Source organism: Andreprevotia chitinilytica DSM 18519 (genome assembly GCF_000711875.1).
Taxonomy (GTDB): Bacteria; Pseudomonadota; Gammaproteobacteria; order Burkholderiales; family Chitinibacteraceae; genus Andreprevotia; species Andreprevotia chitinilytica.
The window spans coordinates 1-12,244 of the sequence record NZ_JONM01000044.1; the positions used below are offsets into that span (position 1 = coordinate 1).

The following is a 12,244-nucleotide window of genomic DNA, read 5'->3' on the forward strand; positions in this document are numbered from 1 at the left end:
CCGAGGCTGCGCAGGTGATGCGCCAGCTGGTTGGCGCGCTGATTCAAAGCGGCATAGCTGAGCGTGTCGTCACCGCACTGGACGGCGATGGCATCGGGCGTGCGGGCGGCCTGGGCGTCGAACAGGGTGTGGATGCACTCGCTGGGGACGGCGGAAGTGCTGGCATTCCAGTCCTGCAGCACTTGCTGGCGTTCGGCGGCAGTGAGCAGCGGCAGGTCGCGCACGCGGGACTGCGGGTCGGCGGCCAGGGCGGTGAGCAGGGTGCGGTAGTGCTCGGCCATGCGGGCGATGGTGGCGGACTCGAACAGGTCGGTGCTGTATTCGAAGCTGACTGCCAGTCCACCTTCGTGGTCTTGCATTTCCACCTTGATATCGAAGGCCGCGTGCTGAACGCTGTTGGCATGCCGACCGGCGATCTGCAGTTCCTGATTGTCTTGCCAGCGCAGGCTGCCTTCGTCGCGCAGTAGCTCGCTGTGGAAATTGAGGACCACTTGCACGTAAGGCATGTAGGCCAGATCACGCTGCACCGCGACGTGCTGCAAGATCAGCTCGAAGGGCAGTTGCCGCTCGTAGCTGGCGAGCAGGTTGCGAGCGGTATCGGCCAGTAATGCGGGGAAAGAGGTTTCGCCGTTCAGACGGCTGCGCAGCGGCACAACGTTGATGAAATTACCGATCAGCGCCTCTGTGCCAGCAGGCCGGTTGGCGGACATCATGCCCAGGCAGAACTCATTCTGGCCGGTCGTGCGGTACATCAATGCGTTCATGGCAGCCGTGAGCACCATGAAGAGCGTGGCATTGTGCTGACGCCCCAATGCCGTCAAATCCTGAATCAGCTGACTGGGCAGATTGAGCGCGCAAGCCGCACCGCGTTGGCTATTGCCCGGCAGGCGCGGCCGGTCGGTTGGAATTGCCAGCAATGGCGGAACGCCGTTCAGCGCATCGCGCCACCAGGCGAGCTGCGTATCCAGCCATGTGCCGCCGAGATGCTTGGCTTCCCATTGCGTGTAATCGGCATAGTCCACTGCAAGTGGCTGCAGGGGAGTAGGGCGGCCGGCGCTCAACGCGGCGTACAGCTGGGTCAGTTCGGTCAGCAGCGGGACAGTGGACCCGCCGTCATAGATGATGTGGTGCAGCGACAGCAGCAGCGTGTGCTGTGCGTCGGCCTGGCGTAGCAGCGTGGCGCGCATGAGCGGGCCATTGGCAAGATCGAAGGGTCGATATGCCTCGGTGTGGATTTCTTCCTTGGCCTGCTGGTCTGCCTGCTCAACCGACAGATCACTCAGGTCGATCACGCGTAGCGGCACGCTCAGCTTGGGCAAGATGACTTGCATGGGCTGGCCGGCATCCAGCTGGAACACCGTTCTTAGCGGCGCATGACGTTCGACCAGCGCATCGAGTACTCGCTGCAGCAGACTGGCATTGACCGCGCCGCCAATCGTTAGCGCAAGCGGGATGGTGTAGAACGGGTTGTTCGGCTGGTATTGATCGAGAAACCAGAATCGCTGCTGGGCAAATGTCAGCGGCAGGCGCTCGGCATGTTCGCCATGAACGATTGGCGGCAAGGCAATGGCCGTTTGACCTTGGGCGTCGATTTCGCGTGCCAATGCGACGATGGTCGGTGCGTGGAACAGCGTGCTTAATGGCAACTCGATCTGAAATTCGCTGCGCAGCTTGGCAATCAGCTGTGCGGCGAGCAACGAGTGGCCGCCGAGCAGGAAAAAATTATCGGTGACGGCAATGTTGCTGTTCCCGAAGGCTTCTTGCCACGCCTTCAGGAGGGTTTGCTCCGTAGGGGTGGCAGGCCGATCAGGCGACTCGGCTTGCAGCGCTTCGTCGGCGCGATTCCACGACCAGATTGCATCGATGGCCCCGGTTTCGAACAACTGTCGGCAACGCCCGCGCTGGATCTTGCCGCTGGAGGTGCGTGGAATGTTGCCGGCGCGCACCAGCAACACGGCAGCGAGATCGAAGATTTCATGCCGATCGGCCAATTCGGTGCGAATCCGTCCCTGAAGCCCTTCCAGTAACGGTTGCCGGCGACGCTCAAGCTCTTGCACGACGACCAGACCGGTGGCGGTGCCATCCTCCAGCGTGAAGGCGGCGCAACCGTTGGCACGGAACGCCGGATCGAGTGCCTCGATGGTGATTTCCACATCCTGCGGGTAGATGTTGCGGCCGTTGAAGATCATGACTTCTTTGATACGGCCGGTGATGTACAAACCGCCGTCGCTGACGAAGCCAAGATCCCCTGTGCGCAACCATGCCCCGGCGTGCCCGGCCAATTCGGCGCGGAATGTCCGGTCGCTTTCTTCCGGACGGCCCCAATAGCCCTGGGCGACCGAACCACCCTGAATCCAGACCTCGCCGACTTGTTCATCGGCCAATGGCGTACAGGTGGCCGGATCAACGATGATCACGCGGTGATCGACAGTACAACTGGCCCCGGTCAGCACCACCTCGGTGCCATCGTGCTCATTCCGGCTGATTTCAATCAGACCGGACTCCAGCGCCGCTTTGCTGATGCTGCGCGTGAGGGGCGTTTGCCCGGCCTGGGTGGCCAGATTGGCCGAGGCCATCAGTACCGATTCGGCCATGCCGTAAGAGGGCGTCATGCTTTGTGGCTTGAGTCCACACGAGGCAAAGGCCGCTGCGAACTGGCGCAGCGTTTCTGCCCGAATGCGTTCCGCCCCGTTGACGGTGACTTCCAGACTACTGAGGTCGAGTGTTTGCTTTTCCTCGTCCGAGATGCGCTGCACACATAACTGGTAGGCAAAGTTGGGGGCACCGGTGATGCGCGCACGGTATTGCGTGATCAGCTTCAGCCAGCGATAGGGCCGCATCAGGAATGTGGCGGGCGGGAGTTGCACACAATGGCCGCCGACATAGACCGGAATGATCATGGCGCCGATCAAGCCGAAATCGTGGTGTGGCGGCAGCCAGGAAACAAACACATCCCCTTCTGCAATCCGGTAGGCCAATCGGCTCAGCTCGGCATTGGCGAGCACATTGGCATGACTGACCATGACCCCCTTCGGCGTGCCGGTTGAGCCGGAGGTGTATTGCAGAAAGACGATGTCGCTACTTTGCGTTGCGGGCTGCGTCCAGCTCGCCGATTCCGATTCGCCAGACACGTCTGTCGCCAGCCAGTGCAAACGAGCCAACGGGTCGTCTTCTGTTGCGCCATCTTGCAACGCCGGCAGGCCGGTAAGAATGCTCTGCAGCGTAAGCGCCACAGCGGGCTCAGCATCGACGGCCATCAATCGCAAACGGGGCAGGGTGCGGGCGTTATTGGGCGAAACGGTAGGGACTGCAACTACACCGGCATAGACGCACGCATAGAACGCGACGATGTAATCCATGCATGGTGGATAAACCAACAAGACCCGGTCACCAGGCTGGGTATGGCATTGCAGCCGAGCCGCCAAGGCGCGCGCTTTTGCATCCAGTTGGCCGTACGTCAAGGAACCGCTGATGCGCTCCCCGTCATTCAGATAACTGAAGGCTGGCCGGTCGGCACAGCCTGATTCTGCCGTGGCGCGATAGCGAACGACGTCGAAGAGGGTAGACATAGGCGGGAGTGGCGACAGGGACATGGCCGTATTCAGGGTGCTGCGTTCAACAAGACCAGGCTGCGGTTAAGGCCGTGCCTGGCTGACCAGATTCAGAGCGCTCAGGCTGAGCTGCCTTGCGTTGCGGGCTCTCCGTCCACGCCGTTCTTCGCCTGCTCGGCGAGCTGGGCGGCGAAGCGCGGATAAACGACTGGCACGTTGATGTAATGCGTGAAAGGCACGGTTCGCCGATCGGCGGGCAGATCTGCGGTCAAAGACGGCAACTGCAGCCAGTGCGCACCAGGGCGGTAATGGTGTTCCTGGTGATAGCCCAGGTTGAAAGTCAGCCCGTTATAAAGCGAGCCGTAGCTGCTGACCGAATCGCGGGTTGAATCGTACGGATCGCTTGCGCCCCAATGCTGCAGGAAGTTTTCGGCCAAGCGGATGGTGTCGATCAGGTAGGCGGTAGGAACGAAATAAAAGAAGAAGAACTTCCAGTCGATGGCGCAAAGCAGGATACGGAAGAACATCCACGCAGCCAGATCCAGCTTTGCTTCGCGTAATTTATGTGGTGCCTTGATCTTGTCGAAAAATTTCGTTCCCAATTCCAGTTCCTTGGGGGAAACGAATGCGGCAAGCCGCTCAGATGGCCAACGTTTCAAGAGATAAAGCAGGACGAGGTATTTCAGCCCCAGCGATTCAAGGACATATTGCGCAAATGCCAATAGCTGCTGATGCACAGGCCGTTTCAACCCCAATGTTTCCAGCAGGGAATCATCATTCCAGGACCGATGGGTGGCGTGATGCAGCCCGTGCCCGATGTTGTGTGGCGTCTTCGGCGCTGCGGTCATCGAAAAGCCCATGCGGGTAAGCGTATTCAACCAGCGCTTGCTGAAAAACGGGGTGTGGTAATGATTGTGATTGGCACCGGCATTTTGCAATGAGATGGCAAACAGCACGGGGATCAGCGCGATCAGCACCAGCGGTGAAAGATTGTGGTACTCATACGCCAACCATACGAAAAAGCTGATATGCAGGGGAATGATCGCAACGTTCAGCGCATCCCAGTTGGAGTATTTGAACAGTCGGCTGTCAGACATGCTTGATCTCTGGGCAGTGGAGTGGGGCATTGATGGGTCGCGACCAATCTTCACGAAGATTGCCGGCGCAACGTGGATGGCAGGAAGCTTTTGAAGAAATCCAGGTAATGGCTCAACAGGCAAATCAGCACTGGCCGATCCCCCGCATCATTGCTTAAGCCCAATTGCAGGCCGGTGACACTTGCCTGATCGGGGTAATGATGGGTGCCAAAGAGGATGTCCCAGAATTGGAACGTCGTCGCATAATTGGTGCCGAAATGCGCTTCGTTTTTAGAATGGTGTATATGGTGCCCGGCAGGCGAAGAGAGGATATAGCGACCGACCCACCCCCAATTCTGAGCCAGCCCGGAGTGCTTGAGGCAGGTATGGACAAGGGATGCCCCCATCAACACGAGAATGTACAGCTTCGGAACTGGCAGCAACGCCAATAGCGCCGCAAATACAATGGTGTAAAGCGCTTCTTCCAAGGGGTGAAAACGGAAGCGCGTCAATATCGTCATTTCATTTGCACTATGGTGATAGCTGTGCAGTGCCCATAGTGCCGGAATCATATGTGACCAGCGATGAATCCAATACATCGCAAAGTCATAAACAATGAACCAAAGTAGTGCGACGAATAGCGAATTCCCCAATTCAGGGCGAATGATATGCACCCAGCCCAAGGAAATATTTTTGACCAACTCCGGCAGGCCGAATAACGAAAGCTGCGCCAGTGGCCAGGCAAACCCTATTCCAACCAGCAGGAAAGCCCAAAGATCATTGCGTACACTGCCGGAATACAAGGCGATTTTTCGTATGGACGATTTGTTCCACCCCAAGCACACCCATTCAAGAATCATGATGGCCACCGCAACGGCCAGCGAGCCAAGGAAGTCTTCCAGCGTTGCTGGAAAGGCCGCGATATAGCTTGAAATCGCAGCATTCACACCACTCATGAGGCCAGTGAAAAGATTTTGCATCGGGCAGACCTTGCAAGCGTCAGTCGAATCAACAGTCGAATCAATATTCCCGCAGGGATCGGCGGGGGTATTTGCAAGCGTTGTTTCTTTCTAGGTTTCGACGTCTAAACGTTTTTCACCAAACACAAAAGATGCTGTAGCGATTTTGCCGTCAACGACCTGGTAGATTGCGATCAACTCCACTTTGCCAGTCCCTTCCGGAAACGTGCGCGTAACATCTTCGTGATCAATCACCATTGAGCCGATTACCGTACGCTGGCGCAATGCCGCATACAGATTGGGCTCTTGAAAACGCGGAATTGACCGCTCGCGGATTGCATCAATTCCATCCGCAAGCAACTTGGCCGGGTACTCGAATTGCTTGGCATCGTGCGCATAGGTCGCCAGCCAGCCTTCGAGATCGTGCGCGTTATACGCATCCAGCTGTTGCTGTATGACAGATTCGGGGGGTGCAAACTCGACCATATTCGCCATGAAAATCAGAATGGAAAGGACAACATCATTGCGGCGTCGAGAGTTTTGATCGAAGCTGGGTGAAAGTCAAATATAAATATTTTCTTGTTGTTACGTTTGTTATGCGCAATTTCTCACGAGAAAATAATAAACATACATACAAATAAGTCTTTCTTTTTTCTTTCACAAATACACATATCTGCAAGGCGATCAGGCGTAGGCGTCGGCAAATTGCAGAGCTGCCAGCTTTGCATACAAGCCATCCGTGGCAAGCAATTCGGCATGGCTCCCTTGCTCAACCAGATGACCATGATCGAGAACCAGAATGCGCTTGGCCTGCTGCACCGTGGACAGCCGGTGCGCGATAACGAGTGTTGTACGCCCGGTCATGATGGCGTCCAACGCGGCTTGCACCATCCGTTCGCTATGCGTGTCGAGGGCACTGGTCGCCTCATCCAGCAGCAGCAGCGGCGGATTTTTCAGCATGGCGCGCGCAATGGCGATGCGCTGACGTTGCCCCCCGCTCAAGCGCATACCCCGCTCTCCCAGTAAGGTTTGGTAGCCATCGGGCAATTGCGTGATGAAGTCATGCGCAAAGGCCGAGTGCGCTGCCGCTTCGACCTCTGCCTGGGTGGCATCAGGTCTGCCATAGAGAATGTTATCCAGCACGCTGCCGGAGAACATGACCGCCTCTTGCGGCACGATGCCGATACGCTGGCGCAACTCATCCAGCTGCATTTGCTGGATTGGCACGCCATCGATCAATAGTTGGCCCTGCTGCGGATCGTAAAAGCGCTGCAACAACTGGAATACCGTCGTTTTCCCCGCACCGCTCGGGCCAACCAGGGCGATCGTTTCCCCTGGCGCGACATCAAACGAGAGATGCTGCAATGCCGGCGTTTTCGGTCGGGATGGATAGCTGAAACTGACGTCCTGCAGCCGCACTCGGCAGCCGCCCGTCGTGCTTGGCGGAGAAATGGCAGGGAAGGGGGAGGAGATGCTGACGTGGGTATGCAGCAGCTCGATCAGCCGCTCCGTCGCGCCGGCTGCGCGCAGCAGATCACCGTAGACTTCGCTCAGCACCGCAGATGCGCCTGCCAGGATCATCACGTATACAACGGTCTGGCCAAGCTGCCCGGCGCTCATATGTCCGGTCATGACCGACTGCGCACCCCGGTACAGCCCCCACAACAAGATGGCCGATGTGGCGATGGTGATAAAACCCACAAGTATTGAGCGCGATGAGGTGCGGTGCACGGCGGTGCGGAAGGCATGCTGGGTCGAGGTGGCGAAACGCTGGGTTTCACGCGCTTCGGCGGTATAGCTTTGCACCACGGCGACGGAGTTGAGTACCTCGGCCGCGATGGCACTGGAATCCGCCACCCGATCCTGGCTAGCCCGAGACAGACGGCGCACCCGGCGGCCGATCCATACCGACGGAATAACGATAAATACCAATCCACCCAATACCAGCAACATCATCCACGGATTGGTCCAGACCAACATCCCCAGCGCGCCCAGCCCCATCATCAGGTTGCGTAGCCCCATCGACATGGATGTGCCAACCACCGTCTGCACCAGGGATGTATCAGTAGTCAGTCGGCTGAGCACTTCGCCAGTCTGGGTCGTTTCGAAGAACGTAGCGCTTTGGCGAAGAACGTGGGCATACACCGCATTGCGCAAATCCGCCGTGACGCGCTCGCCAAGCCAAGTCACCAGAAAATAGCGCGCCGCCGTAAAGACACCGATCGCAACCGCGATAGCGAACAAAATCAGGAAGTGGTCTTTTAGCGCCACCAGCTGCGCGCCACGCACGTTTGGATCTGTCGTGAACAAGCCTTGATCAAGCACGCCACGGATCGCCACCGGCAATGCCAACGTGGCAGCAGCAGCCACCACCAGAAACAGCAACGCCAAGGCAATACGCATCCGATAGGGACGCAAAAAAGGCAGGAGCCCGGCAAGGGCAGTGGGGCGTCTGTAACGGGGCGAGGCGGAAGTCATGCCGTAGATCCAACGATACTAAACGAGACGGCCGAGATAGTACGGGTAAGTGGCGGGACAGCAAAATAAAACAATTCAGTATGTTGTATAGGGTGCTTCTTTCTTGACGGCACTCTTATTTATTTAGGTATGATCGTGCTCGCTGAAAGCGCCCGGGCCACGCTTGGCACCACTGACCGAGATGCGGAAACCCCTACCCGACACCGCTGCCGCTCAGCAATGAATATCTATTGGGCCAATCGATGTCGATCAAACGCATTTCGCTATTCATTCTAGCTACCGCACTCGCTATCGTTCTAGCTATCCTGATGTTCTATTATTTCAATCAGGAGAAAATGCTTTTCTATCCAAGGTCGCTCGACCCTGCCATGGCACTCAAGTTGCAGCAACCATCGGAACGCGCAGATGCAGTACGCATCACAGCGCCGGATGGCACCGATTTGCATGGCTGGCTCCTGAAAGCAAATACGAATAAGCCAGCACCGATGTTGATTTACTTCGGGGGCAATGATGAGGAAGTATCCTGGCTAGCCAAAGAACGCAGATTTTTCCCCGAGTGGAATATCCTCTTGATGAATTATCGCGGCTATGGCTTGAGCAAAGGCACTCCCGGGGAGGCAGCGCTAGAAGCGGATGCGCTAATAATTTATGACACATTCGCTCATCATGCCGGGATTGATAGCCAAAACATTTTTGTATTGGGACACAGCCTTGGCACAGGCGTTGCGGTCTATCTTGCGCAGCATCGCCAATTGACAGGAGTTGCGTTGATTTCTCCCTATGACAGTGTGCAGAATGTCGCTCAGGAAATGTATCCGTACCTACCGGTTGGATTACTGCTAAAACACCCCTTCGATTCCTTATCCCGTGCGCCAGGCATTAAATCACCAGCACTATTTGTAGTTGGTGATCAGGATCACTTCGTTTCGCCAGCACACTCCAATCGCCTGTTTGGTGCGTGGGCTGGCCCGAAAGAATGGAATGTGATTGGCGGTGCCAATCACAACAGTATTCTTGATCTCGACGCATGCTGGCAGTCAGTGCAGCAATTCTTGAACAGGATCGCGCACAATAAGGCTGCTTGATGATTGAAAAAGCCCGCAATCGCGGGCTTTTTTGTGGCTTATAGTGTTAGCACTTCGTCATGTTTTCTGAGCAATTCGTATGAATCCATTTTTGCTTGCGCTGTTGGTTGTCGGTGTTCTGGCAGGTGGCTTCTATGAGCTTCGAAAGGATGAAGTTGCTCATCAGCAGGTGTCGGCAATCAATCTTCCTGTTATTCGTCGCACAGCGCCTGTTACGCCATTGCCTTCACCTAACGATGACGCCTTCGCTGAAGCGCTGAATACACCTTCCAATACTCAGATTGACCAGCCGTCTGGGGTACGTAAATGCGTGGGGCAGGGAGGCAGTGTTCATTACCAAGACAAGCCTTGTTCGACTGGTGAGCGTCAGGTAGCCATGCGCGATTCAGTTGTGAACAATGTGGCGATGTATCACGCCCAGCCTTCTGGTTCTCGTTCACCTGAGGATTTGCCACCGGTAGCGTCTGGCCTGCAGTCGATGGATGCCAATACGTGCAAACAGTTGAAAGACGAATTCTTGCGTAGCGCGAATCTTTGCGGCAGCAAGCTGTTCACCAGCTATGAACAGCGCCGTCTGAAGGAAGTGCGGCAGCGCGTGGATGGTACGACTTGTCTCATCTGGCGCAGTCCGTGCGAGCCCGTTTAATTGCAGGCCATTCTGACTTTTCACCTGATGCCTGGGCGTAATCTGGCCCATATTGTGCCGAAGCAAAAAGCCCCCGATTTGGGGGCTTTTTGTTGGCCGGTTCACATCCCGGCCAAACGTATCCGACTGGCGCGCCTGATTAGTTCGGCGGAACGATGTTCACGAAATAAAGCCCGGTGGCTGGCGCCCATGCTGCGTGACTACTGCAAGAACCACCGGCATCGTCAAAATACATGGTGACCTGTTGGTTGGTCGTTTGTGCGGTCAGTAACAGCGCGTAGATGCTTTTGCAGGCCGTCGGATCGATCAGATTGTTCGTGCTGCTTACGCTACAGATGGACTGGTAAGCCAAGCCGCCAGCGTTCGCTGCTCTGATGATGCCGGTGCGTGCCTCAACAGCTACACCATTGACGGGGCCAGTACAGCTGTAAGTGGCATGGGCAATGGCGGGCAGCATGGCCAGCGCGATTAACGCCTCTTTCATCCTGATCTTGCTCATTTTGTGGTTCTCTTTTTGAATTTCGATTCAACGCGCAAGCGGACCTTTCCGCCGCGATCAACGTCGCGCAGCCTAGCACGCCAGGTCGTAGATATTGGCGTTGTAGGGCATTGTAGTTATCGGCCTTGGGGAAACGTCGTTCAAACTTCATTGCACCCATAAGAATTACTTTACATAATATACATTATCGGCACTAATGGAGCTCAGTCGCAGTGCTTCAGTCAAAACCTTTTGCGCGCGCAGGATAAGTTACTGTCATACGCACAGGAAAGTTACTCACTTTGCATATCTAAAGTTGCTCACTTGTTAGTAATTCAATAGCTAATGTTACTGACATGCATCCACGGGCCGAATGCACATGTCACCGCAGGCGTACTTCATAGCTGTATCCAAGCCGCATTCAGCGTTCATCAAAGCTAAAGTTGTAACTACTTTTATCCCAAGTTGTAAACGAGCTGCACAGTGTAACCCGACTTGCAAAGAAACGCCCCGACTGCGTTGCAGTGCAAGCTGGCCGGCGCGTATCGCCGGGCCGGGCCAAGCACACTGCGCTTTGAACTCCATGCGCAATACATCGGCGCTGAACAGGCCGCCGGGCAACAGCACTCATTGCGGCTCGTCTGCAGTGGCTGGATTTAGGCGATTGCCTGTTGATGTGTACCCATCCAGTCGCCGACCGGCCGCAATCACCGCATCCAGCAGAATGTCGATGTCTTCCGCAGTCGTGCGGTGATTCACAATGGCCGCACGGATCGCCTGCTTGCCGTCGACCTTGGTGGTGGAAGGCACCGCGATGCCGGATTCCTGCAGATCGATGGCGATATCGGTATTCAGGCGATCCAGCTCCTGGCTGGAGGCCGTGAAGCGGAAACAAACGACGTTGAGCGTTACTGCGCTCAGCAGCTCCAGCTCCGGCTCCCTTTCAACCCTCGCCGCCAGCCGCTGCGCCAGATCGCAGCATTGCGCCACGATCTGGCCCAGCTTGTCCGCCCCATAAACCTTGAATGTCATCCACACCTTCAGTGCACGAAATCCACGGGATAGATCGGGGCCGTAGTCGGTGGGCCACGGATGGCCGGCGGCCAGACCGCGTGTCTCGCGGTGGAGGTAATTCACGTGAGTCGCGAAGGCGGCGGCGTGCTTCACCCCATCCCGCACCAGCACGCAGCCGGCGTCATACGGCACCTGCGCCCATTTGTGGAAATCGAAGGCCACCGAATCCGCCGCCTCGATACCGGCCAGCAACGGCCGCTGCGCCGGGGACAGCATCGCAAGCGCCCCGAAGGCCGCATCGACGTGAAACCACAGTGACTCCTGCTGGCAAAAGCGGGCGATGCCGGTCAGATCATCCACCGCGCCGGTGTCGACCGTGCCGGCAGTGCCAATCACCAGGAATGGCTGCAGGCCCGCCTCCCGGTCACGCCGGACTGCGGCGGCCAGCTCGACCAGGCTGATCTTGTGGTGCTCATCCAACGGGATCAGGCGCAGCGCCTGGGTGCCAAGGCCCGCCATATCCATCGCACGCAGCACGCAGTTATGCGTGGCCGGCGAGGTATAGGCCACCAGCTTGTGCCCGGCCAGCCCCTCCTTGCGCACGCCGGCCCCCATGGCCTGGGTGCGCGCCACCAGCAAGGCGATCAGGTTGGCGACCGAGGTGCCGGTGACGAGCACGCCCGTCGTCGTCGTGGGGAAACCCAGCATCTCGGCCGACCAGCGGATGACCTCGCGCTCGACCTCGATCGGCGCATGATCACGCCCGCCCAGATTGGCATTGAGCGTGGCCGCGAGCATCTCCGCCAGCACGCCCACCGGGTTGCCGCCACCCTGCACCCAGCCCATGAAGCGCGGGTGGATATTGCCGGCGATATAGGGCTGCACCAGCCGCTGGAAATCACCATAGGTATCCGCAAGGCTGCCGGCTGCATGCGGCAGCGGCGTTTTGAGTTCGGC

The 12,244-nt window shown here is 57.3% G+C and carries 9 protein-coding genes; 2 read left to right on the top strand and 7 right to left on the bottom strand.

Going from position 1 to position 12,244, the window contains the following annotated elements:
• From BR41_RS21175 to BR41_RS21195, 5 genes are all read right to left on the bottom strand, one after another.
• Positions 1-3,569: condensation domain-containing protein (locus BR41_RS21175; RefSeq protein ID WP_051711550.1), on the bottom strand; the 3,569-nt coding region annotated here is incomplete at its 3' end.
• Positions 3,570-3,670: 101 nt separating this feature from the next.
• Complete coding sequence (locus BR41_RS21180; protein WP_211251828.1) at positions 3,671-4,771, bottom strand: fatty acid desaturase; 1,101 nt, start codon at positions 4,769-4,771, stop codon at positions 3,671-3,673.
• The gene (locus BR41_RS23320) at positions 4,699-5,607 is read right to left on the bottom strand and encodes a sterol desaturase family protein (protein WP_051711554.1); all 909 of its coding nucleotides are present in this window, start codon (positions 5,605-5,607) and stop codon (positions 4,699-4,701) included. Before BR41_RS23320 ends, BR41_RS21180 begins: the two co-directional genes overlap by 73 nt.
• Before the next feature lie 90 nt (positions 5,608-5,697).
• Entirely contained in the window at positions 5,698-6,081 is a 384-nt protein-coding gene (locus BR41_RS21190; RefSeq protein WP_035061292.1) for a nuclear transport factor 2 family protein, read from the bottom strand.
• A gap of 189 nt (positions 6,082-6,270) precedes the next feature.
• A complete protein-coding gene (locus BR41_RS21195) occupies positions 6,271-7,989 on the bottom strand; it encodes an ABC transporter transmembrane domain-containing protein (protein ID WP_245616037.1) in 1,719 nt (572 codons plus the stop codon).
• Positions 7,990-8,306: 317 nt separating this feature from the next.
• Between BR41_RS21195 and BR41_RS21200 the strand changes: the two genes are divergently transcribed.
• Positions 8,307-9,149 carry an alpha/beta hydrolase gene (locus tag BR41_RS21200; protein ID WP_035061298.1) on the top strand — a complete coding sequence of 281 codons (843 nt, stop codon included), beginning with the start codon at positions 8,307-8,309 and terminating at the stop codon, positions 9,147-9,149.
• A gap of 79 nt (positions 9,150-9,228) precedes the next feature.
• Positions 9,229-9,795, top strand: a complete 567-nt coding sequence (locus BR41_RS24440) for a hypothetical protein (protein ID WP_156970853.1) — start codon at positions 9,229-9,231, stop codon at positions 9,793-9,795.
• A gap of 139 nt (positions 9,796-9,934) precedes the next feature.
• On the opposite strand, the gene BR41_RS21205 is transcribed toward BR41_RS24440, so the two are convergent.
• The gene (locus tag BR41_RS21205; protein ID WP_156970854.1) at positions 9,935-10,294 is read right to left on the bottom strand and encodes a hypothetical protein; all 360 of its coding nucleotides are present in this window, start codon (positions 10,292-10,294) and stop codon (positions 9,935-9,937) included.
• A gap of 606 nt (positions 10,295-10,900) precedes the next feature.
• The coding region (locus tag BR41_RS21210) for a pyridoxal phosphate-dependent decarboxylase family protein (protein WP_051711556.1) at positions 10,901-12,244 on the bottom strand (1,344 nt) is incomplete at its 5' end.